The sequence below is a fragment of the Pseudoalteromonas sp. Z9A5 genome, from assembly GCF_011378875.1.
In the GTDB taxonomy this organism is placed as follows: Bacteria; Pseudomonadota; Gammaproteobacteria; order Enterobacterales; family Alteromonadaceae; genus Pseudoalteromonas.
Genome location: NZ_WTLC01000015.1, coordinates 81,895 through 104,832, shown reverse-complemented (window position 1 = coordinate 104,832; position 22,938 = coordinate 81,895). Strand labels below are relative to the sequence as shown.

The following is a 22,938-nucleotide window of genomic DNA, read 5'->3' as shown; positions in this document are numbered from 1 at the left end:
ATTATCATTCCATGCTCGCTTTAGCATTTACTATGATGTGGCTACCAATGTGGGCTGATTAATATATATACTACAAAGATCAACAGCCCCTAGTTAATTTTACTAGGTTATTTTCCTTAATAACGATTACTTACGCAGCAAAATCGTTTTCTAATAAACGGCTATGAATAGACTGTACTACGTTATCTGACTCAGTTTGCTCTACTAAAAAGCACAGGTTGTGCTTACTAGCACCGTGACAAATTAATCGAATGTTAAAGTCTTTTAGTACACTCATTAAGTTCATTTCGTGTTGGCGTAATTGAATCTCAGAGCCAATAAGTGCCACCAATGTTAGGTTGTTTTCTACCGAAACATGGCAAAACTCTGCAAGCTTATCTAGGCATTCTTGATCGAGCTCTGGGCGCGATGCGTTTTGCGCGTTATCAAGGGTTATAGCTACGCTGATTTCTGATGTAGTTACCAAATCTACTGATATATTGTACTCACTTAATAGTGTAAATACGCGTGCTAAAAAGCCGCTTGCTAGTAGCATTTCTGGGCTTTTAAGCGTAAGCAATATTTGGTTTTTACGTTGCGTTACTGCGCGTATACCTGGTTGCTGCGATTTTTCGCGCTCAATCCACGTACCGCCGCGCTCTGGCTCTCGGCTAGAACCTACAAACACGTTAATATGGCTACGGCTTGCTGGTAAAATTGTCGCTGGGTGTAATACCTTTGCGCCAAAGGTTGCCATTTCGGCGGCTTCGTCAAAACTTAAACGTGCAATTGGCGTCGCTTTTGCGCACAAACGCGGGTCGGTGCTAAAAATGCCCACTACGTCGGTCCAAATATGCACGCTTTTAGCGTTAATTGCTTCAGCTAATAATGCAGCGCTGTAGTCTGAACCACCTCGTCCTAGCGTTGTGGTTTGGCCGTATTCGTCACTGCCAATAAATCCCTGAGTTACAATTACTTGAGCGTCTAATAACGGGATTAAATGTTCTTTAGCAGCTTGCGCTGTGGCTGCAACATTAGGCGTTGCTTTACCAAATTGGCTGTCGGTTTTAAGCACCTTGCGCACATCAAAGCGATCGGCATTTAAGCCATTTAAACGCAGCACCTGAGCAAACAAATACGACGATAAACGCTCACCAAAGCTCAATAGCTCATCGTGTTGCTGATCGGTTGTTAGTGACTCTTGAGCCAATATTTGAAATGCTTTTAGGGTTTCGTTAAAGCCAACCGCTAAATCGGCATCTAGCGATAACTCATCTAAAATAGTTTGTTGAATAGCAAGCACGCCGTTTATGTGTTCTTGGCGCTCACTTGAGGTAATACTTGATTTACACAGTGCAACTAAGTGGTTAGTTACGCCGGCACTGGCGCTCACGGCAACAATACGTACGCTTTTATCTGCAACAATAATTTCGCTACAGCGACTCATCGCTTCAAAGTTTGCAACACTTGTTCCGCCAAACTTGGCAACGATGTAATCTGATTTTGCGCTTAACTCTGTTTGAGGCACTGTTTGTGGCGCTGATTGGGTAGTCATTTAGTCTCCTTTCGCGGTATCCAAACCGCAATAAAACAAGAAGAACTTGGCAAAGGAATGCTTGAAGATAAGTCCACTGCCAGAAGCTCTCCACCTATATTGGTGACAGTTTTGAGGATTCAGCCCCATAAACCGAAAAACAATGACGACGTACCATTATTTTCCTCGGCGAGTACTTCCCTCCTTAATGATCATCGGCTTTCGTCGCCTAACATTAAGTACCTAAGTATCGCACCTCTTCTGAATGCTTTATTAACCAGTGGCTAATAAAACAAAACCCCACTAAGTAGCGGGGCTTTGAAAGTTATCGTTTAGACGTCTAGCTGTCAAGCATTTAATAATTTATGCATCAAATAAAACTGCCCATGTAATACGAGCCTGCATAACCTACGGTGTAGCAAATTAATAAATGCAGCGATAAACGCAAGTAGCTCATAAAGGTAAGCGCTTTAACTTTGCTCATGGCAATAATGCCCGCAGCCGACCCAATGATCAGCATTGAACCGCCCACGCCCGTTGCATACGTAAACGACAACCAGTGTTGTTGGCTCATTACTATATCGGCTTTTAATAAAGCAGCAGTAAGCGGTACGTTATCGACCCCTGCTGATAATATGCCCATTAAGTAGTTTGCGTACTCGGGTGCCATTACCGTATATAGGTCGGTAAATTTACTCAACATACCAATTTCTTTAAGTGCGCCTACAAGTAAAAGTACACCTACAAAAAACAATAATGTGTCGTATTCTATATCGCGAACAAAGTCGATTATGTCTTTGTTAATGTCTTTTTTGCGCATTAAAAATTGCGCGACTAAAAACATCACTGATAAGCCAAACAAAAAGGTGAGTAAAGGCGGTACGCTGTAAACTACACTCAGCATAAGTGTGCTCACTACGGTAGATAAAAATATAACAGCAATGGTAATGTCGGTTTTTTCGATGCGGGTTTTACCTGCACCAGCAAACTCAACACGCCCTTTCATACCTATAGACAGTAACGCGGCTAGCAGCATAACGCTTGCAAGTGCTGGCGCTATAAGTAGTAATAAATGAGCAATGGTTACTTTGCCGTCTAAAAATATCATCAGTGTGGTTACGTCACCTGTTATTAGCGATACCCCACCTGAGTTAACCCCAAACACAATAAGCGTGGCGTATTTAATGAGCTTTTTAGGTTCAAGTTTTAACGACATAACAACCGCGAGCGATATAAGCGTAGCTGTTACGTTGTCTGAAATCGACGAAAACAAAAATGCAAAACCACCCACCAAAAACATGAGCTTTTTTTCGCTAATACTTTTTGGCATAACACGGTGCACAATATTTTCTATAAACCCCTTTGAATTTAAATACGCTACAAAGGTCATCGCAGCCATTAAAAATAGCCATAGAGATGCAATTTCTAAAATATTTTCATTTAAAAGGTGTTGAATCGTATCGGGGCTTTGCCCGTGTAGAGGGTATATAAAAAGAAGAATCCAGCAAAGCGTACCAAAAAACAGCGTGGTTTTAGCTTTATTAACATGGATTATATCTTCTATAACGATCAGTAAAAATGCAATCGCTATCAGGGTTAGAATAATCGAGGAAACCATGGTAGTTAAACAACCTTTGATATAGTTTTAAAGAACACACAAATAACATTCCATTTCATGTGCCTATTTTCGGCGCGAATTTTAGCACTGCCTCTATGCAAAAACTATTATTAAATGGTCTTAAAAACGAATACTATATACAGACAAGGTTAATTAAAAATACGTAATAATGAGTCTTCTAAAAGAACTCAATAATAAAATACTAGGATGTTGTAACCTCTTATGATCCCAGCTAAAAAGCTGCTAAACACCATAACCGAACATTGGGGTGTATTAGCGCTATTATTTAAACGTTTTAAAATGGCTGACTTTAGCCTAAAAGACGTACAAAACGCTATTAAGCAAAAGCAGCCTACGTGGTCAAACGAACGCATTTATAAAGAAACAAATCGTTTGTTAAACCAAGATATTTTAATTCCACTGGCTAAATCCTCTCAGCTTGAAATAAATCGTGCCATTGCCGATTTTGCTACTTTTTTATTGCAAGAAGAACATTTAGGCTTAGCGCAAGAAATTAGCGTATTAGTCGACGACCTCGCACGTTTAGGTAATCGCCTAGATAACGCTGGCGAAATAGAAGACTTTGACGACTTACGCCGCTACAGCCGCATTATGGATGATCGGGTCCGTAAAATAATGAAGCTATACGCACACAACGAAAACGCTATTTTAAATATTGTTGAACAAGCTAAATCTAATAATGCGGTGCAATCGCTGCAAAAACGTTACAAAGCAGTAATAGAAGCGTTTGACGAATACATAGAGCCAATACTTGAAATGGTTGATATACGTGGTGAATTTCATGCGTGTTTTACCCTCATTGAAGAGCAAATAAGTAAGCAAATACTGCACATTGAGCGCTCAGGTAAAGCGTACAACGACAAACGCATGTTGGAGCAATTACGTACCCGTATACTCGAAATGCATTTAGTGGGTCGAGAAAGCTTACGTAAAAGTGCCGATATGCTTATGCCGCTGCGCGAAGAGTTACGCCGTAATAACTTAATTACTCGCCAAGCAGCCAAAGTACTTGGGCTTGTACGTAAAAATGGCGTAGACAATATGCTAAGTGCTGTGCAACCACATTTTGTAAGCGACGCGCAGCGATATTCACTTGGTCAGCAACGTCATATTGTGGCTTACATGGCAAGCTTGGTTGAATTTGAACACGAAGAATACCAATTGCCAGATCAACAAGACGTGCCTGCATTTGTTACGCCTAATATTCCTGACTACAACGATGTTAAAACCAACTTTGCTAAGCGCTTTAATAAAAAACGCAAAAAGCCGCAACCCTTGCTGCAATTTTTAGACGAAAGCTACCCAAATCTCGATGCCGACGAAATGCTATTTTTGTATCAAAAATTAGTCAGCGACAGCGATATTAAAATAATTCAAAGCGATGAAAAAGCCCGCGTAAAAATTGCCGGTCAGCACTTTTCTTTATATCCATTTAATTCAGAGCCTCAGCCAGATTCAAAGGCAGGTAAATAAACCATGACACACATAAACTTAGACGAGCTAACCCACCTACAAGCCATTAATAAAAAATTAGTAGCGGGTTATCACATTTGCGAGCAAGACAACGTAATGTGGCAAGAGCTTGACCAACACATAGAAGACTACACCGCCCTATTTACCGCTTTAGGTAACGATTTAAAACGCGACAGCCGTGGCTTTTATTACTTTGGTAGCGACGAAAGCACACCCAATATGGGCAAAATATCTCGCGCTATCGCACTCACCATTTACATTTTAATTGAGCACTACGCCAATACGGGTAAAGATCCAATGCGTGCATTGTTTGACGACGTAAACGATTTAGAGCTTATGCAAACGCTGGTGCAAATTAACAAACATTTGTTTGATCAGCTTGAGATATTTTCGGGATCGGACCTGCGCAAAGACGTTTACCTGCGCATGGTGCGCTTAGGTTTAGCCCGTGAAGTAGAAGGCGGCTTTATGCTACAAGCGCCAATTCACCGCTACATAGATGCACTCATGGAAGTAAACGAAGAAACCTACATTACAGAGGACGAGGAATGAAAAATCTATATGGACTAAGTAAACTCGCCCTACTTAACACCGCAGGCTATGCAAAATGTGTGATCCCGCTTGATAAAAGCAGCTCTATTTGCGCGCCCAATAACACAGGTAAAAGCTCGGTTATTAACGCCCTGCAGTTTCCGCTTATTAACGATTTACGCTTAACGGAATGGGACGGACACGATTTAGATGAAACCCGTAAGTTTTATTTTTCATCCGATCAGTCGTACATTTTACTAGAAGCTAACTTGCCTCATGGCTCGGTAGTAATAGGCGTTGCAGGGCTTGGTAAAATTGCCGGTTACGCGCATCAGTACTTTTGTTATCAAGGTAAGCTTGATTTAGAGCAGTACACGCAAGGTAAAACCATTATTAAATTTACCAAGCTGTTCAACCATTTAAAATCACTTAACTACAATCCTATTGAGTTAAAAGCACAAGAGCTAAACGCGCTACTTACTGGCGGCGCAACCCCGTTTGACGGCGACATTAACCTAAAAATGATCCCGCTAAATAATGTGCAAGACTCCTCTATTTATAAAGAAATATTTAGACGTATTCTTAACTTACACAAATTAGGCGCAAGCGACGTAAAACGCTTTATGCTACGCGTGTTTGAACGCCATATGTCAAACTCTAAGGTCGACTTTTATGAAGTATGGCGTCGCTCGTTTGATAAAGTAAACCGCTCAAAACGCGAACTAAAAGCCCTTGAGTCAATGCAAGAGCCAATAGCCGCGCTTGAATCAATGCTTGAAAACCAAACCGTGCTTAAAGGTAAATTAGCGGCGTATGCACCTAAAATTGACCAAGCACTGATTGATTTTGATACTTATCAAGAATCGCAACTTAATGAGCTGGGTATAGCGCTTGAAGATATAGAGCACGAAAAACACGAGTTTGAGCAAAAGCAAAGCCTATACGTACAGCAATCGCGCGACATAGAGCGCAGACAAACACAAATTGAGCAGTGGTTTTTAGATTACGATGCGCTTAAAAGCGAATTTGAACTGGTAAATAAAGCCACCCTTAAAACCAGCCTGACTCAGTTAAAGCAAGATTACGAGTCGCTTTCGCACTCTATAACCAGCGCACAAGGGCAAAGCCTGCACACGCTTGACTACCGCATTAGCGAAACACAAAAACAAATTAAGAGCTTAAAGCTGCAACTTAAAAACCTTGAGTTTAATTTGTTTACCCGTATGCGCGAAGACCTCTCGTTAAAAGAAGTAGAGGAAATATCGCGCATTTTAAACCCAGATATTCTCTCGTTTGCGACCACCACTAATGGCGATATAACCATTGATGACGAAGACGCGTTTGGGGAGTTTTTATCGCTATTAAGTGAAAACGTTAAAGGCGGTGTATTAACGCTACCAGGTGCGAGCATTAAGCTCAAAAAGCTCTCGCCTGTGCAAATGCAAAGCGGCGAAAACAAGGAGCAATTAACCGCTCAGCTAAATGCACTTGAGCATTCACTTAAAGAGTTTAAGCAACAACGCGACGTTGCTGCAAACGTTGCCGACAAGCAAAAAGAAAAAGACGCGTTATACGATGAACTAATGAGCGCAGAGAGCGCCCTAAAACGCTTAGAGCAGTTTGATATAATGCAGCAGTCGGTTGAAGCGCAAGCCATGCTAAAAGAGCAATTATTAGCTGAGCGCGAACAAGTTGACGACTACTTGCAAGATATTCAAAAAAATAGTGGCTCAATTGCCGATCGTCGCTCGTTAATTAAATCGAAACAAGATCAAATTAATCGCCAAACTGAGCGCTTACGCCAAGTTAAAAGCGAGCGAATTGACCACACGCTTGATTTATACAGCGGCAAAGTGACCCCGTACATGATTGATATTACGGTCGACTTTGATAACTTAAGCGATCTTGTTCATCACTTTAATAAAGACTGCCAAGAGCTGCGTAATTTTGACATAAACGTGCGCAACACCTATTTGCATGTATATAACGCGGGTATTACTAAATTCGACAACGAAAACGACGAATACACTAAATACCAAAAGCTAATAAGCGCCTTTCATAATATTGATAACGAACGCGACGCTGTTGAGCGCCAAGCTCGCGTTGCGCTTACCGAAGTGGCTGCAACTATTAAAGGCTTGCGAGAAGATTTAGACCGACTTCGCCGCGAAATGAACAGCTTTAATAAAGGCATAAGCCAGCACCGTATTTCAAATCTGCAAGCGTTTAAAATTAACGTAATACCGCGCAAAATGCTGGTTGATAGTATAGATACTATTATCAGCACGTCGCATCAGTTTGAACAAGGCGACACGCTTGATTTACTGAGCCAAGAACCGTACAGCGAAAGCGCAGTAAACGAAGCGAAAGATCACTTAATTAAACTCGCCTCAGATAAAGCGGGTTTAACACTTACCGATTTATTTGATATTCGATTTGAAGTGGTTAACCGCGCAGGTGAAACAGAGCACTTTGAAAAAATAGATTCGGCGGGTTCAAACGGCACACGTATTACGATTAAGTTATTGTGTGGCATGTTGTTTATTCGCTACCTATTAAGCGATCAGGAACAAAACCTATACCGTATACCTATTTACATAGATGAAGCGGCCGACATTGACCCGCAAAATCAAAAAGCAATTATAGAAACCGCACTAAGCTTTGGTTTTGTGCCTATATTTGCTTCAGTTAAGCCACAAATAAGTTGTGACTACATTGTGCCTATTCGCTCGGTAAAAGACGGTGCACAAAACTGGGTAGATGAAAAAGATTGGATTGAAGTTGAACATTAGTTAATAAACAACGACTAATTAACATAGGTTAACTAGTCGTTCAGCCTTAGGGCGTGTTGACCTTTGTGGATTGAAATTTGTTCAATCTAGGGACGATTTAATCGCGGCGTGAGGTTTGTAACCTAGCGGGCTAAGTAAAAACCGAGCAACAAAGAGTTAACCGTCCCTAGAAAGAACCCAAAGGACAGCGCATGTTTGGCATTTATGCTGCGTTATCGCCTATTTATGGGGAATAACCACACTACATAGGCTCTGCCTTGCCCAAATACCAAACATACTGCTGCAAATTCAACCACGAGAGGTCAACACGCCCTAACAATTAGACTAATATTTAGGACGTTTAAATAATACACATTCAAATAATTTGTGTTATTTTAAATCAACGTAATTTATTGGAGCAAACGTAATGAAAAATATACTTATTGTTGCAGCGCTAGCACTACTTACTGCCTGTACACAAACCCCAGATTGGGATTACGACAAATCAGCTAACTTTAATAATTTTAAAACATTTGCTTGGGTAGAAAACGCCAGCCTGACTAAAGACACAAATAACTATCAAATAAATGGCCTTATGGAAAAACGTGTTCGCACTGCCGTAAACGCAGAGCTGAGCCAAACATTAGGTATGAGCTTAGTTGATGCAACGCAAGCTGATGTACTTGTTAATTATCATGCATCGGTTGATAAAGAACTTGAAATAGACACGTTTAGCACAGGTTACCGCCATAATTGGGGTTACTGGGGAAGTGGTTTTCAAAAAGATACAACCGCGCGTGAATACGAAGTAGGCACGCTAATTATTGATATTGTGGATCGTGAATCAAACCAGCTAGTATGGCGCGGCGCTAAAGAAGGTCGATTAAAGAAAAACCAATCACCAGAAAAGCGTGAAGCTTCAATTAATAAAACAGTTAGCGAAATATTAAGTAACTTTCCGCCGCAAAAGCAGCAATAAGTTTTAGTTAGTTTTAAAAAAGCTCACAGGTTTGTGAGCTTTTTCGTGTCTGTTTGTTTTACTGTGTAATCACAAAACTTATAATAAGTAGTAGCAATGTGAATTGTACTTACATATAAACTTATTTTTAATTTTACTTATTTACGCTTCTTTAATAACGTTAGCTGCAAATTCTGTGAACGATTTTGCTATAGGCATTGAAAAGCTAGCGTTATATACATTTCCTGTATCTGGTCGAATATAAACAGTGCCATCAATATCGTTTGAAAACACCTCTAGAAACCCAAACTTAAAATGTTCTTTATGTTTATTTTGCTCGTAAATATCTAACCGCTTTATCTCTGGGTTAATCCCATAAACTGGATCATCAAATATTTCTGCATAATTTAAACTTATAAGATAATCGGTAAAGTCTTGAGGTAAATTAATATTTAACCTTGCTTCTAAATCATGAACTTTTTTTATGCTTTGGCCCTGCCCAACTTTACTAGAGTGAGCTTTTAATATTTCGATTAGATTCACGCCATTCCTTTCTTAAATTAAGTTACTAAATCCTGATTTTTGATAATAAGTTATAGTTAGCTGTCGTCACTTTTAACAGTGGTTTTAGCTATACTCTTACCTATACTCTTAGCTGTACTTTTATCGCTAATATCCAACTTAAATTGACCGTTATAACGAAACATAATACCAAATAGTGGATGTTTCATAATCATTTTCATACTGAAACTATTGTCGTCTATGGGTCGCTCTTCTACATATGCACTGCCAAAAATAAGCCCTACGGGAATTGGAATATCTATATTAAATAACCGCCAAATGTAACCATTATCTCTAAATACGATAGCGCCGTCCTCTGCGGTTACTTTTAGTCGCATGCCAACACCAAAGCGAACAAACTCAATCACTTCATTATCCTGAACATGCTCCATATGTGATTTAAAGTGAAAATGGTGATTATCAGAAAATTTAAACACCCTATCCCAATACAAATTCGTATTGTTAGTACTGCTATTGTAGTTTACATCGATTGGAATATTGCGCCCTTTATATGGGACCACAGCCCCGAACAATACACCAAAGGGTATAAATAACTTAGCTAAAGGAGAGTGATATATTTCTGACATTGTCCCAGAAACACAAATATGGTCATTTGAAAATGGCTTTAAAAAATAATGCCGTTTAATAACGTCACCAAGATTATCCCAGTTTTCTTTTAATACTATCTGAAATATCGATTTATTCATGATTTCCCTATCGCTAAACGCTGATTTTTAATCATTTACTTTTATGACTTGAGAGTCTAAGTCATAAAGTAATGTATTAAAATCTTAAATATAAGTCTCTGTAAAAAAATATAATAAACAATCAGTTTTAATATGATCATTTTTTAAAAATAAAAAATCGGAAAAACATTACTATTGAGCTTTTACGGCTTCATTTAATTTAATTTATTTTTAAAAACACCATCCTATAAAACATTAAAATTAAGCGCGCATTCAGAATGCAATTTCACATTTATTTAAATTTACTTTTAAGTAACACATAATAATTTCAATGTCTTAGCTTAAATAAAAAGAAATTTAAATGACGAACAAGTTATGTTAGATTACGCCAATAAAAAGTATTTAATGGAATAAATAGCGTGTCATCAAATCCCGCATTCGAACTTAAAGTAAAACGTTTATTTCCCAAATCTGTATTACAAGAAATGTATGCCTCATTAGACTCAGATCCAGAACTTAGACAAGCTGGCGTTATTTTTGAAGCAGAAAAAGATAATATTTCTAAACTTTCAGTAAATCCAGCTATGTTGCTTATTAATCCCAATAGTAATTACGACCAAAAAGTATTAAGAGTTAGCTGTAGAGCAGATAAAAAAGTCATCTACATTAAGGAGTTTGTTCTCCCTAAACAGATGAAAGCTCAAGATAAAGTAGACAAGATAAACTCTTCAATATGGAAAGAGTCGAAAAATTCAATGATTTCATGCGCAGGGGCAGCTTCTGGTTGGGTACTAATACTCGTTGAAACTGGTGGAGGGGCTGTTACTGTTGGCGCTACTTGGGCTGCAATTCCTTTAACATTAACTTCAACTGCGGCTTCAACGTTTCAATGTGGCGTAAGTCTTGGTCGTGTATTTAACAGTTTAAACGGTAATGAAGAATATAATCAATGGCTTGACTCATCTCCTATGTTTTCAACTTTAATGGTTACATTAGACGTGATTCAAGTAGCTGATTTGACCAAAGCAGGTTTAGATGCTGGCTCTTTATTAATTAAATTTAAACAAAATAAAGCGCTTGGGCAAAATAAGCTATTAAAAATGTATCAAGGGATGACCCGTGAAAACCGTAAAAAACTCGCAGTAGAGATTTTAAAATTAAATAACCCTCGATTAGTTAAAAATCAAAAATTACTTAAACAAGTTATACGTGGGCAAACCCTTTTAGACGATGGTACTAAAGCAACAAAAGTGTACACCCAAGCACAAGTACAACGATTAATTAGAAGCTCTTTTTATAAAGCTTTTTTAACTCAAAAATCACTCGCTACCGGAGCTGGTACAGCTGCAACAATGTACGGTAGTGTAAATGGTTTACACAATAAAGTGAGCAATTCAGCAACCTATATGATTGGTATAACTACAGAGTGATATATGTTGTCTAAACTAAAAATAAAATATCTAGCTATTATTATAATTTTGATTGGGTTTTCTGTTGGCTTTTTTAATATTAGCAGGCCTAGTTTCAAACTCACTAATCATGAAGTTACTTATATACAAGATAAGCTCAAAAACGGTGAGTTATCGCCAAATATGGTAATAATACCGCCTGGTACAGGCACCATAGGCGGTGAAAACTTTCGTTCTTTTCAAGATGAAGCGCCAATTTTTGAAGCGACAGTAAAAGATAGCTATGCACTAAGTGAAACTGAAATTACCTTTGCGCAATATGATCAATTTTGTAAAACCGGCATACGCTCTTGCCCAAGCGATGAGGGCTGGGGTCGTGGTAAGCAACCTGTGATCAATATATCTTGGTTTGATGCCGTTGCTTATACAAAATGGCTAAGCAAAGAAACAGGCTATACATATCGATTACCAAGCGAAGTCGAATGGGAATATGCTGCTCGCGCTGGAACAAGTAGTAAGTTTTGGTGGGGTAATGAGTATAAACAAGGCATTGACCACTGCGATAGAGATTTAGGTGGTTGCCCTAAAGGCTCTGATTTAGGACACCCTTGGCAAGTAGGTATTTTAAAGCCAAACCCTTTTGGTTTATACGATGTAACCTCAAATGTTTATGAATGGGTGGAAGACTGTTACGTAGATAATCATAACAATGTAACGGGTACTACTGCTGCAAATAAAACTGGTGATTGTAATGATAGAACGGTGAAAGGTGCCAGTTGGACTATGCCACAGCCGCATGTACATCACTCACTAAGAATGGGCTTTACTATAAATGCAAGAGCCGACTCAATTGGGTTTAGAGTATTAAGAGAAATTAATAAAGACGAATTAAAGGATTAAAATGAACGTTGCGTGCCCAAATTGTAAAAGTAAGGTTGATAGTAAGGATATAAAAAATATAAATAAAAAAGGCATTTTCATTGAAAAGCAATGCCCTTCTTGTCAAGCATGGTTTTGTTTAAATAAAGCCCAAACACTTGTAAAAGCAGCTGGAATATCACTTTTATTAATAACTAGCTTATTGAATATTTTTAACATTAAAAGTGAATATAGTTTAGTTTTTTCAAGCGTTGGTTTTGTAGGGATATTGATAGCTATCATTATTACTTTTTTTGGTAAACATGAAACGGTTAAATAATAAAAGCAAAAAAAAGAAGTCCAAAGTAAAACACGCTGATATTAGTAATACAAGAATGCTATTGAATCAAATAGCATTCTCCTTGTTCTCTTTCTCTATAGGACTATTGCTTATAATAATCACGATAAAATCTATATATGACGGCTATGTTCTTACACCAACAGATTATCGAGTTGAATCTGAAATTTATTTTTTCTCGACCTCTCCATTTTCTTATCTTTTTAACCTGTTTTTTTACTTAGGGTCTGGGATCTTTTTATTAGCGGTTCCTTACCTAATTCGAGATATGTTTCCTCGTAAAAAAAATGATAAACCGAACAAAAAAGGCAAAAAGCAAAAACGATAACAACTAAATAAGACTTTATTTAGCTTTATACTTATGCAGTAACTCAAGCGGTATATGGCAATAATCGTCTATAAAGTTTGTTAGTCGGTCTTGGTGCTCAGGGTCGCTCGGTACGTAGTTAGTTAAAAGCTCTACCTGTACGACTATTTTATCTGCATCACTTCGCTGATTTATATAATTGCCAGCCACCACTAAATGGCTTTGATCTTCACTATAAATGGCAGTTCGGTATTTAGGTCCTACGTCTTCACCTTGCTTATTAATACTATACGGATCAATAATCTCAAAAAAGTAACCAATCAGCTCGTTTAGGCTAACCGTTTCGGTATTAAATATTACTTTTACGCACTCTGCATAACCATCATATTCGCCTTGGGTATTATCACTTGTGCCATTAGCACGCCCTGCTTCAGTGCTAATTACACCTGGCAAATGTTTTAAAAACTCTTGCACACCCCATAAGCAACCACCAGCAAAATAAATCATTTCTGAGTAGGTGTGATTTTTGTGTTGTTCGTTATTCATAATAAGCGTAACCAAAATTCAATTTATAAATTATTTAAAAAACTATAAAAACGATGACAGTAAATGATTATCAAATGCAGTTTTTTCTTATTAATGTACAATAACGCGAAAAATCGCAGTTGTTCAATCTAATTATTTTATCACGCCTGAAAAGTGTGTTCTGAATTTAATTGTTACCAAAATTGCATATAAAAAATGAGACACATAACATGAATAGTGCCACGCACTTTATACTGCCTGCGCTGCTATGCAGCGTTACAAACGTTGCCTACGGCGAAGTTAAAACTGAAAAGCCTACATCAATCGAACAAATAACAGTTGAAGCATCGCCCACTGCAAATAAATTACCTGTAGGTACATTTGACTCTCCTATATCTAATTTAGAATATGACCCGCGTGTTGATTTACAATCGCGCAATATGGCTGAGGCGCAAGCTGATGTAACTATTCGCGGCGGTATTTTTGAAAACACAGGCTTTAGAGTAGGCAGTGCTACCCTGCTCGACCCACAATCTGGTCATTACTTTGCTGAAATTCCTATAGCACCGCAAATGCTTACAGGTCCGGCTATTTTAACGGGTGCTGACAATGCTCTTAACGGCGTTAATAGCTCTGTAGGTACGGTATCGTTTGGCTGGAAACCGATTAACACGGGTGGCAGCGTATCGTTAGGTACTGGTACTAACGATTTTAACTTACAAAGCTTACACGCTGGTGTGAGTATGCCCCTTGAAGGAGCAAAAGATTGGACGCTTGGCTTTGAAGGTGAGTTTTCTCACTCACAAAGTGATGGCTCAATTGATAATGGCGACCACGATTTTACGCGTGCAGCGGGTCGTGTTCAATTAGCAAGTTCTGACTCTCAAACCGACCTATTTTTTGGCTCACAAGATAAGTTTTTTGGTTGGCCAAATTTGTACACTCCATTTGGCGTTAACGAAACCGAAGACTTAGAAACACGTTTACTTATGCTAAACCATAAGCAAAACTACGCAGATAATAGTCATTTTGAAGTGTCTGCTTATTATCGTAAGCATAACGATCATTATATTTTCTCGCGCGAGAACCCAAGCTCATTTGAAGCCTTTCACGAAACCGAGGTTAAATCGTTAGCATTGTCAGGTCGACATACTCAAAGTGATGTATTTGCAGTAAATTATTCAACACAGTTTATTGAAGATTCTATTGAATCAACCACGCTTGAAAACAACTTTACATCTCGAAACTATTATAAAGTTAGTGTACTACCAGAGTACAAAATAGCGCTTGAGGACAACCAGCAACTTACTATTCGTTTAGGTGCTGCTTTTGACGACACTAACAGAGACGACTCTGAAACGTCACTTATTGGTGATGTAACCTTAAAAACACAAAACAGCGAAGGTTTTGAGCGCACGTTTTATTTATCGTATGCGCAGGCAAGCCAAGTAGCCGGTTATACAGCAATTGGCGGCAGTGATTCGGGTGGCTTATTTAGAAGCAATTACAATCTTGAGCGCGAAACCACTAAAAACTTGGAGCTTGGTTTATTACTAGATGAGCAAAGTTGGCAGCTTAATTCGGCTATTTTTTATCGTAAAGATAATAACTTAACCGACTGGACGTTTAATTTTGATTCTACCTCGGCACGCTTTGCAAATCCTGTGGATATTGATACTACAGGTGTAGAATTTTTCGCAACCAAACACTTTGATACTACCGAAATTGTAGCGAGTTACACGTATCTTCATAAGTCAGAAAATTACGGTGCGGCAGATATTGATGCTAGCTTTTATGCATTAAATTTCCCTGATCACCGCATAACACTTGGCGCTGTTTGGAACCCTACCGATATTTTAGAATTTAGAATTGATAACGAATGGCGCAAGCAACACGAAAATGCACTGCGTGGTAGTGACGACGATGCTTTATTTACTCATTTAACGCTAAAAATGACACCACCTATGGTGAAAAACTTATTTATTACCTTAGCCGCAGATAATTTATGGGGTGAATCGTTTGAAGAAATACCAGGTACACCAGGGCGTGGTGAGCAATACACGCTAAGCGCAACGTATAGCTGGTAACCAGTAACGTAAGCAAGCTTCACGTCTACAAAACAGACTCAAACCTACACTTTGGCGGTAGACGCAGAGCTTGCTCGCGTGAAAAGCGCAGCTTTTAATTACTTAAAATAAATACTCACTAATAGATAAGTGTAAATATATGTGTATTTTAATAGCTCACTAAGTTAGCTCTTCGAGCTCTGTAATAAGCGCTAGAGCCTGTGCATTTGTTGATCCGCACACATCAAATGTGGCGCTAAAATCACTACATACTTTAGGTCGGCTTGAATCACCAAATAACTTACATAAATTACGTTCGTCCAACTGAATACAACGCTCTCCGGCCTTTTTACCATTTGGCATACCTGGAATGGGCGAACTAATACTGGGGGCAATACAACATGCGCCGCAGCCTAGCCTGCAACTCATAGATTCGGTTTTCATAATATCCTCTGTATAAAAAACATTTACTTTAATTCCTTTTTAGGAACGTAATTAGCCGCATGTTGAGTTGTAATGTACATATGTAATTCTTTGTTACATCTTAAAACAGCTTGTAAACACTTTATTGCGTATTATTGCTCTGTCACCACCAATTATGAAGGAATGCCTTGTGGCTACTACAAAACAAATAATACTCCCAATTGCTGTTTTAGCAGGCGGCATTGCGTTAGCTATAGCTTTTAAGATGATGAAACAGCCACCCGAAGAAAAGCCTGAGCAAGATATTCGCCCTTTAGTTGCAACACAAAGCGTACTTTTAGATTCTATAACGCTCGATGTTAAATCGTACGGCATTGTTAAACCAAAGGACCGTACCGAGCTGATAGCGCAAGTAAGCGGGCAAGTTATTTCGGTATCAGATCAATTTGTTGAAGGCGCGTTTGTAAAGCAAGGCGATATTTTAGCACGAATTGATGCAAATGATTACGAGGCAGACTTTATTGAAGCGCAAGCCGGTTTAGCACAAGCAAGCTCAGCACTTGAAATAGAACGCGCACAAGCACATGTAGCAAAAGCTGAATGGGAGCGTATTAAGTCAGATTCAAGCGAAGCTATCGCCTCAGAACTTTATTTACGTAAGCCACAATTAGCCGAAAAACTAGCTCGTTACCGCTCTGCTCAAGCAAGTGTTAAACGTGCTAGCCGTAATCTTGAACGTACTTATATTAAAGCTCCATATGATGCCATTATTAATGAGCGCACAATTAGCTTAGGCTCAGTAGTAAATCCTGGTAGCAGCTTTGGTGCATTAAGTGCAACCTCAGTTGCAGAGGTACGTTTACCGGTTGCCGACCAAGAACTACAATATTTAAAAAACGGCGGTGTAGGCTCAAACGTTACATTTAACGCAGAATATGCGGGTAAGCAAACAATGTGGCAGGCAATAGTAATTCGCACCGAAGGTGTGGTTGATCAAACAAGCCGCATGAGCTACTTAGTTGCACAGCTTGCAACACCTTATGGCGATAAAACACGCCCACTTCGTTTTGGGTCATACATTAACGCTACAATTGAAGGTCGCCCGCTTGATAACGCGATTATTGTTGCGCACCATTTAGTTAAAGATAATAAAATTGTCATTTTAAATGACGATTTAACATTGTCGTTTAAAACCCTCAATATTATACGCGAACAAAACGGCATGATTATAGCCAGTCAAGGGTTAAAAAATGGCGAGCAAATTGTTACCTCAGCGCTTGAGTATCCTACTGAAGGTATGGCAGTAAAAGTTGAAGATATTGTGCCTAATAAAACTGATGTAACTCAACTTGCGCTGAAAGAGGAATAATCATGAGCACTCGTGAAACAGGATTAATAGCATGGTTTGCCCGAAATCCCGTTGCTGCCAACCTACTAATGATATTTATATTAGTGGGCGGTATTTTAATGGCGATGACCATTCGCAAACAAATGTTCCCACAGTTTGAAAGTAACTGGATAAGCGTACAAGCAGTTTACCCAGGAGCTGCCCCGCAAGAGGTTGAAGAAGGAATAACCATAAAAGTTGAAGAAAACCTCGAAGGTATTGAAGGTATTAAACGCCTAATTACTTACTCTAACCGTGGTTTTTCACAAGCGTGGATTGAAATAGAAGAACAATACAATCCACAAGAAGTACTTGATGAAATTAAAGTACAAGTTGATTCAATAAACACCTTTCCTGCGGGGATGGAGCGACCTGTTGTTCGCCGCGATAAGTTTGAGCAAGAAGTAATGATACTCGCGCTTTATGGCGACATGAGTAACTACCAGTTAAAAGAGCTTGGCAACGATATAAAAGATGAACTGCAAGCACTGCCTCACGTTAACCTTGTTAATTTTAACGGCGGTTTAGAGTACGAAATTGGCATAGAAGTCAGCCCCGATAAACTGCGCGAATATGGCTTAACATTTAGAGATATTGCAGGCGCGGTGCAAAACTTTTCGGCCAATATGTCGGCGGGACAAATACGATCTGAAAACGGTTATATTTCGATGCGTGTTGAAAAACAAGCCTACCGTGGCTTTGAGTTTGAAAAACTGCCGCTTATTACCCTTGCTGATGGCGCACAAATTTATTTAGGCGATGTAGCAACCATTAACGATGGCTTTGAAGAAGGCCTGCAGTATTCAAAATATAATGGTAAAAACTCATTATCGTTTGAAGTTAATGCATCAAAAGATCAAGACATTACCGATGTAGCAAAAGTACTTAAAAGCTACATGGCCGCTAAAGAGCCGCTTTTACCTGCAGGCGTTAAGCTCTCTCCTATTGTTGATTTAACTTACTACCTTGAAGGTCGACTTGATATGATGGTCGATAACATGATTTGGGGTGGCTTGTTAGTAATGATAGTACTGGCACTATTTTTACCACTACGCTTGGCATTTTGGGTAATGATGGGTTTACCGGTGTCTTTTCTAGGTGCCTTTTTGTTTATGCCCATTGGCTTTTTAGATGTAACAATTAACCTAGCCTCACTTTTTGCCTTTATACTTGTGCTCGGGATTGTTGTTGATGACGCCATAGTTGTTGGCGAATCAGCCAGTGCCGAAATAGAAAAATACGGTCATACACTTGATAACGTAGTACGCGGTGTTAAACGTGTTGCGATGCCAGCAACCTTTGGTGTACTAACTACCATTGCTGCATTTTTACCACAAACACTCGCAACCGGCCCTGGTGCTGCTTTTTCTAAGGCCATTGGTGGCGTGATTATTTTATGTTTGATTTTTTCACTCATTGAATCAAAACTTATTTTACCTGCACACATTGCAGCAATGAACCCGCGTAAACCAAACCCTAAAAATCCATTGCATCGCTTACGTATGGTAATTGATAGTGGCTTAAAAGGCTTTGTGAATAACTACTACCTTCCTTTTGTTAGCCGCTGTATTCACTATCGCTATACTGTAATTGTCGGCTTTATGTGTTTACTTATTGTAAGCGCAGGTATGTTTGCAGGTGGTTTAGTTAAGTTTGTACCAAACCCAAAAATACCGCACGACTTTCCGCGTATTGATATAGAAATGAACCTTGCCTCATCTGAGCAAGCAACGCTTGAAACCGCACGTAAAATAGAAAGCGTGTTGTTAAAGGTCGATCAGCAACTAAAAGAACAATACGGTAAACCGATGATCCGTGACTTATCGGTAAGCCTGCGCGGGCGAACTGAAGCAAATATTATGGCTATTTTGGTAGAGCCTGATTTACGCCCTATCGACACCTTTGCCCTAAGTGCATTATGGCGCGAGCAAATGCCCGCTTTACCTGGCGTTAAAACCATGACCATTCAAGACAGTATAATGAATGGCGGTAGAGATGATGGCGACGTTAGCTTTAAACTTGAAGGCAAAAATGCTGACGAGCTAAAAGAAGTGGCTGGTAAATTAAAAGCCAAATTACAAACAATGGAAGGCGTTGGCGACGTAAACGACTCAATGCAAAGTGCCACCGACGAAGTGCAACTTGATTTAAAACCACTCGCTTACAGCATGGGTTTAACGCTTGCTGATGTCGCATCGCAAGTTAGCTTTAGTTACTACGGCTTAGAAGCGCAGCGAATATTGCGTGAAGGCGAAGAAATTAAAGTCATGATCCGCTACCCAGAAGACGAACGTAATTCAATTAGCGACATAGCAAGTGTGCGTATTATTACACCTACAGGCGCTGAAGTACCACTTAGCGAAATAGCCGAAGTTAAATTGGTTGACGGTGTAAACCGTATTCGTCGCGAAAACTCTAAACGTACAGTTAACGTTTGGGCTGCGGTAAATACCGACAAAGCCGAACCATTTGCGATTGCTGAGGAAATTCGCGATGAATACTTACCATCATTACTTAAAAGCTACCCTGGCGTTACAAGTGATGTAGCTGGCCGTATTCAAGAAGAAATGGATAGCGCTTCAGAGCAGCTTCGTGACTTTGGTATATCAATGATGATTATATTTGCCTTGTTAGCGATTCCGCTTCGATCTTACTCACAACCACTTATTATAATGTCGGTTATTCCGTTTGGTGTAGTTGGCGCTATGTTTGGGCATATGATTTTAGGTATGACCATGAGTAGCTTATCTATGTTTGGCATAATTGCTGTAGCGGGTGTGGTCGTAAATGATTCCCTCGTTATGGTTGATTTTGTAAACAAAGCACGCGCTGAAGGTGTTGCGATTAAGGATGCTGTAATGCAAGCCGGTGCTCGTCGCTTTAGAGCGATATTACTCACCTCAATCACTACTTTTATTGGTGTCATGCCAATTATTTTTGAAACGAGTTTACAAGCTAAAATTGTTATCCCAATGGCTGTATCACTTGCTTTTGGTGTGTTATTTGCCACAGTAATTACACTGATACTTATACCGTGCCAGTACGTTGCACTAGAGGACATTAAGCGTTTAATGCGAAAGAAAAATAAAAAGCCTTTAATAACAGATCCTCAACCAGCAGCTATACATGATTAACTGGTTATAAATAAGGTATCCCAACCATAAAAACTCAGCATATTATGCTGAGTTTTTTCTTTTTCGCTTTAGCTTAAATAAATGATCCTATTATTTAAGACATAAACTGCTCGTTTTTTATTCTTAATACGTTATGGTATTTAAATAATAAATAGACATAATAAAATTAAGGAACAGCCATGAATACATCTCCCTCTGATCACATTCCTCAAGAAGCCTTTGATTGGTATGACGAGTACGCCCACGGTTTAATGGACCGACGTACGTTTATGAAAAAACTCGGTGGCCTTGCTGCACTTGGCTTTTCGATGGCTGTACTTACATCAGCATTATTACCTAATTACGCACTGGCTGAACAAGTATCGTTTAACGATGACGATATAACGGCAACGTACGAAGAATTCGATTCGCCAGACGGACACGGTAAAGGCAAAGGTTACTTAGCAATCCCTAAAAATGTAGAGGGTAAGCTTCCTGTTGTACTCGTGGTACACGAAAACCGTGGATTAAACCCGTACGTAAAAGACATAGCAAGGCGTTTAGCTAAAGTGGGCTTTATTGCATTTGCACCCGACGCGCTTTTTCCATTGGGTGGCTACCCTGGTAATGATGATGAAGGACGCGCTATGCAAAAAACTATGGATCGCGCTAAAATTCAAAACGATTTTGTAGCCGCTGCACACTTTTTAAAATCGCATGCTAACAGTAACGGTAAGTTAGGCGCTGTCGGTTTTTGTTTTGGCGGCTACATTGTTAATTATTTAGCGGCAGTAGATAGCAACTTAATCAGCGCCGGAGTGCCTTTTTACGGCACTCCAGCCAGCGAAAGTTTACGTAAAAATATTAAAGCACCATTAATGATTCAATTGGGCGAGCTAGATAAACGTGTAAACGCGTCGTGGTCACAGTACGAACAAGACTTAAAAGCCAATAACGTTGAATACACTATGCATATGTATAAAGGGGCAAATCATGGTTTTCATAACGACTCTACAGGTCGTTATGATAAAGACAATGCCGAGCTTGCATGGCAACGTACCGTTGAGTTTTTTGATAAAAAGCTAAGTTAGCTAATAAAAAATAATGCCACTAGCTCTAAGCCGGTGGCATTATTAAAAATACTTGGTTTTTTATCAACTTTAAACTTTTTTGCTACGCATAACTAATAACGACAACAAGACGAGTAAATAAATACTCAAAGAGCCACCGCTGCTAGAGCCATCTTTATTTTCGACTTTTGCAATTTTTTCTTCTTTAACACGTGTTTTAAACCTTGCTAGTTCTGCATCTAAATTAGTACTCATATCACTAACCGCTAGATTAAAACCTTCAGCCGACTTTTCAGATAACGTTTCATCAATACCTATTGCTGTTGTTCTTTTTTCAAGTTTACTTATACCTGGTGCTCTAAATAGCATTTTTCTACTTTTAATATCAAAAACAGCTGTATCCACAAAGGTTTGAATTGTATTTTCATTACCTGGAATAACGTACATACCCACTATTGTCCAATAAAGTAAGGCTGCATTATTTTCATACGATTGCGTAACTTGATCATATGAAACCAGTGCCATTACATCTACATCGTAAAGCCTCCCGACTTGCTCGAGTGTTGCAAAACCTTCACCTCCTTTTAAATAGGTACTTGGTATAACTTCAATGCGGTCAATGTAATCATATTGTAGAAATGACTTTTTTACTTTTTCGAGTAATTCGACTTGGTTTTGGGTCTCTAACCCGTCTGGCTGCCAGTTTTTAGACGGTACAAATGCAATTCCGACGGTAACAGGGAGTTTTAAAACAGGTATTTCAGGTTTATAGGTAGAGCGGCTTTGTTGATCAGGATATAAGAAGTCCATTAAGCTACTAGATTGCGTATTTTTACCTGTATTGTTACTCATAAACGAACTACAAGAAGCAAGTAAGGTCGCCATAAAAATAATTATATATTTATTAAATTTCACATTTATTCCTTTTTATTTTTAATTTAATTCAGTTACGTGCCAAAGCTCACCCGATGGTCCCCATAAGTAAATAACGCTACCCCAAGGTTCTTGTTTTATACCCTCAAAGCGGATATCAAAACCGTTTAAATTACTAATGAGTTCGTATGCTTCATCTATATTTAACACACAAAGTTGCAGCATTAAGTTTTCAGCAAACGTTTTATTATAATAACGCTGTAAAAAGAACGTACATTCGCCAAAAGTACACACGCATAAATCATTTGAGGCATCTTCAATCTTAAATCCAAGCGCTTTATAAAAGCGCTGAGATTGCTCATAATTTTTACAGGGAATAAAACTTCTAATATCATCAACTTGCATAACTCTTCCTTA

General features: G+C 39.0%; 19 protein-coding genes and 1 riboswitch. Of the genes, 11 read left to right on the top strand and 8 right to left on the bottom strand.

The window, feature by feature from the left end; all coding sequences use genetic code 11:
* Positions 1-130: 130 nt before the first annotated feature.
* Both lysC and nhaD read right to left on the bottom strand, forming a co-directional pair.
* A complete protein-coding gene (gene lysC, locus GQR56_RS09795) occupies positions 131-1,534 on the bottom strand; it encodes a lysine-sensitive aspartokinase 3 (RefSeq protein ID WP_166110833.1) in 1,404 nt (467 codons plus the stop codon).
* Positions 1,535-1,609: 75 nt separating this feature from the next.
* A riboswitch (Lysine riboswitch) is annotated at positions 1,610-1,782 on the bottom strand.
* 101 nt (positions 1,783-1,883) lie between these two features.
* Positions 1,884-3,131: a sodium:proton antiporter NhaD gene (gene nhaD / locus GQR56_RS09790; RefSeq protein WP_007375803.1), complete on the bottom strand. Its 1,248-nt coding sequence runs from the start codon at positions 3,129-3,131 to the stop codon at positions 1,884-1,886.
* A 222-nt stretch (positions 3,132-3,353) separates the two neighbouring features.
* Between nhaD and GQR56_RS09785 the strand changes: the two genes are divergently transcribed.
* The 4 genes from GQR56_RS09785 to GQR56_RS09770 all read left to right on the top strand — a co-directional run bounded on the left by GQR56_RS09785 (position 3,354) and on the right by GQR56_RS09770 (position 8,906).
* The gene (locus GQR56_RS09785) at positions 3,354-4,625 is read left to right on the top strand and encodes a hypothetical protein (RefSeq protein WP_166110830.1); all 1,272 of its coding nucleotides are present in this window, start codon (positions 3,354-3,356) and stop codon (positions 4,623-4,625) included.
* 3 nt (positions 4,626-4,628) lie between these two features.
* Positions 4,629-5,177 (top strand): hypothetical protein, encoded by a 549-nt coding sequence (locus tag GQR56_RS09780; RefSeq protein WP_010553432.1) that lies wholly within the window; start codon positions 4,629-4,631, stop codon positions 5,175-5,177.
* Entirely contained in the window at positions 5,174-7,948 is a 2,775-nt protein-coding gene (locus GQR56_RS09775) for an ATPase (RefSeq protein ID WP_024612709.1), read from the top strand. The genes GQR56_RS09780 and GQR56_RS09775 overlap by 4 nt, the downstream gene beginning before the upstream one ends.
* A gap of 406 nt (positions 7,949-8,354) precedes the next feature.
* Positions 8,355-8,906 carry a DUF4136 domain-containing protein gene (locus GQR56_RS09770; RefSeq protein ID WP_024612708.1) on the top strand — a complete coding sequence of 184 codons (552 nt, stop codon included), beginning with the start codon at positions 8,355-8,357 and terminating at the stop codon, positions 8,904-8,906.
* Positions 8,907-9,047: 141 nt separating this feature from the next.
* Here the strand turns inward: GQR56_RS09770 and GQR56_RS09765 are convergent, their stop codons facing one another.
* Together GQR56_RS09765 and GQR56_RS09760 are read right to left on the bottom strand one after the other, a co-directional pair.
* Positions 9,048-9,428, bottom strand: coding sequence for an SMI1/KNR4 family protein (locus GQR56_RS09765; RefSeq protein WP_024612707.1), 381 nt, complete (start codon positions 9,426-9,428; stop codon positions 9,048-9,050).
* A 56-nt stretch (positions 9,429-9,484) separates the two neighbouring features.
* On the bottom strand, positions 9,485-10,153 hold the full coding sequence (locus tag GQR56_RS09760) for a DUF4166 domain-containing protein (RefSeq protein WP_166110827.1): 669 nt from the start codon (positions 10,151-10,153) through the stop codon (positions 9,485-9,487).
* 398 nt (positions 10,154-10,551) lie between these two features.
* On the opposite strand from GQR56_RS09760, the gene GQR56_RS09755 reads away from it, so the two are divergent.
* The 3 genes from GQR56_RS09755 to GQR56_RS09745 are packed head-to-tail and all read left to right on the top strand — an operon-like array spanning position 10,552 to position 12,739.
* The gene (locus GQR56_RS09755; RefSeq protein WP_166110824.1) at positions 10,552-11,562 is read left to right on the top strand and encodes a hypothetical protein; all 1,011 of its coding nucleotides are present in this window, start codon (positions 10,552-10,554) and stop codon (positions 11,560-11,562) included.
* Between the two features lie 3 nt (positions 11,563-11,565).
* Entirely contained in the window at positions 11,566-12,441 is an 876-nt protein-coding gene (locus GQR56_RS09750; RefSeq protein ID WP_166110821.1) for an SUMF1/EgtB/PvdO family nonheme iron enzyme, read from the top strand.
* 1 nt (position 12,442) lies between these two features.
* Positions 12,443-12,739: a hypothetical protein gene (locus GQR56_RS09745; protein WP_166110818.1), complete on the top strand. Its 297-nt coding sequence runs from the start codon at positions 12,443-12,445 to the stop codon at positions 12,737-12,739.
* Between the two features lie 361 nt (positions 12,740-13,100).
* Here GQR56_RS09745 and GQR56_RS09740 read toward each other — a convergent pair whose 3' ends face one another.
* Positions 13,101-13,610, bottom strand: a complete 510-nt coding sequence (locus tag GQR56_RS09740) for a peptide-methionine (S)-S-oxide reductase (protein ID WP_166110815.1) — start codon at positions 13,608-13,610, stop codon at positions 13,101-13,103.
* Between the two features lie 209 nt (positions 13,611-13,819).
* On the opposite strand from GQR56_RS09740, the gene GQR56_RS09735 reads away from it, so the two are divergent.
* Positions 13,820-15,676 carry a TonB-dependent receptor gene (locus tag GQR56_RS09735; protein ID WP_166110812.1) on the top strand — a complete coding sequence of 619 codons (1,857 nt, stop codon included), beginning with the start codon at positions 13,820-13,822 and terminating at the stop codon, positions 15,674-15,676.
* Between the two features lie 159 nt (positions 15,677-15,835).
* Here the strand turns inward: GQR56_RS09735 and GQR56_RS09730 are convergent, their stop codons facing one another.
* On the bottom strand, positions 15,836-16,099 hold the full coding sequence (locus GQR56_RS09730; RefSeq protein ID WP_024612699.1) for a YkgJ family cysteine cluster protein: 264 nt from the start codon (positions 16,097-16,099) through the stop codon (positions 15,836-15,838).
* A gap of 169 nt (positions 16,100-16,268) precedes the next feature.
* Between GQR56_RS09730 and GQR56_RS09725 the strand changes: the two genes are divergently transcribed.
* The 3 genes from GQR56_RS09725 (at position 16,269) to GQR56_RS09715 (ending at position 21,669) form a co-directional block, all read left to right on the top strand.
* Positions 16,269-17,447 carry an efflux RND transporter periplasmic adaptor subunit gene (locus GQR56_RS09725; protein WP_166110809.1) on the top strand — a complete coding sequence of 393 codons (1,179 nt, stop codon included), beginning with the start codon at positions 16,269-16,271 and terminating at the stop codon, positions 17,445-17,447.
* A gap of 2 nt (positions 17,448-17,449) precedes the next feature.
* A complete protein-coding gene (locus GQR56_RS09720; RefSeq protein WP_166110806.1) occupies positions 17,450-20,599 on the top strand; it encodes an efflux RND transporter permease subunit in 3,150 nt (1,049 codons plus the stop codon).
* A gap of 179 nt (positions 20,600-20,778) precedes the next feature.
* Positions 20,779-21,669 (top strand): dienelactone hydrolase family protein, encoded by an 891-nt coding sequence (locus GQR56_RS09715; protein WP_166110803.1) that lies wholly within the window; start codon positions 20,779-20,781, stop codon positions 21,667-21,669.
* A 69-nt stretch (positions 21,670-21,738) separates the two neighbouring features.
* Here GQR56_RS09715 and rhlP read toward each other — a convergent pair whose 3' ends face one another.
* Both rhlP and GQR56_RS09705 read right to left on the bottom strand, forming a co-directional pair.
* Positions 21,739-22,533: a rhombotarget lipoprotein gene (rhlP, locus tag GQR56_RS09710; protein ID WP_166110842.1), complete on the bottom strand. Its 795-nt coding sequence runs from the start codon at positions 22,531-22,533 to the stop codon at positions 21,739-21,741.
* Between the two features lie 48 nt (positions 22,534-22,581).
* A complete protein-coding gene (locus GQR56_RS09705; protein WP_166110800.1) occupies positions 22,582-22,926 on the bottom strand; it encodes a lactoylglutathione lyase in 345 nt (114 codons plus the stop codon).
* Positions 22,927-22,938: the final 12 nt, after the last annotated feature.

Excerpts from the sequence above, each read along its gene's own strand:
- lysC (WP_166110833.1), bottom strand. The coding sequence starts at position 1,534 with ATGACTACCCAATCAGCGCCACAAACAGTGCCTCAAACAGAGTTAAGC.
- nhaD (WP_007375803.1), bottom strand. The coding sequence starts at position 3,131 with ATGGTTTCCTCGATTATTCTAACCCTGATAGCGATTGCATTTTTACTG.
- GQR56_RS09785 (WP_166110830.1), top strand. The coding sequence starts at position 3,354 with ATGATCCCAGCTAAAAAGCTGCTAAACACCATAACCGAACATTGGGGT.
- GQR56_RS09780 (WP_010553432.1), top strand. The coding sequence starts at position 4,629 with ATGACACACATAAACTTAGACGAGCTAACCCACCTACAAGCCATTAAT.
- GQR56_RS09775 (WP_024612709.1), top strand. The coding sequence starts at position 5,174 with ATGAAAAATCTATATGGACTAAGTAAACTCGCCCTACTTAACACCGCA.
- GQR56_RS09770 (WP_024612708.1), top strand. The coding sequence starts at position 8,355 with ATGAAAAATATACTTATTGTTGCAGCGCTAGCACTACTTACTGCCTGT.
- GQR56_RS09760 (WP_166110827.1), bottom strand. The coding sequence starts at position 10,153 with ATGAATAAATCGATATTTCAGATAGTATTAAAAGAAAACTGGGATAAT.
- GQR56_RS09750 (WP_166110821.1), top strand. The coding sequence starts at position 11,566 with ATGTTGTCTAAACTAAAAATAAAATATCTAGCTATTATTATAATTTTG.
- GQR56_RS09745 (WP_166110818.1), top strand. The coding sequence starts at position 12,443 with ATGAACGTTGCGTGCCCAAATTGTAAAAGTAAGGTTGATAGTAAGGAT.
- GQR56_RS09740 (WP_166110815.1), bottom strand. The coding sequence starts at position 13,610 with ATGAATAACGAACAACACAAAAATCACACCTACTCAGAAATGATTTAT.
- GQR56_RS09735 (WP_166110812.1), top strand. The coding sequence starts at position 13,820 with ATGAATAGTGCCACGCACTTTATACTGCCTGCGCTGCTATGCAGCGTT.
- GQR56_RS09730 (WP_024612699.1), bottom strand. The coding sequence starts at position 16,099 with ATGAAAACCGAATCTATGAGTTGCAGGCTAGGCTGCGGCGCATGTTGT.
- GQR56_RS09720 (WP_166110806.1), top strand. The coding sequence starts at position 17,450 with ATGAGCACTCGTGAAACAGGATTAATAGCATGGTTTGCCCGAAATCCC.
- GQR56_RS09715 (WP_166110803.1), top strand. The coding sequence starts at position 20,779 with ATGAATACATCTCCCTCTGATCACATTCCTCAAGAAGCCTTTGATTGG.
- rhlP (WP_166110842.1), bottom strand. The coding sequence starts at position 22,533 with ATGGCGACCTTACTTGCTTCTTGTAGTTCGTTTATGAGTAACAATACA.
- GQR56_RS09705 (WP_166110800.1), bottom strand. The coding sequence starts at position 22,926 with ATGCAAGTTGATGATATTAGAAGTTTTATTCCCTGTAAAAATTATGAG.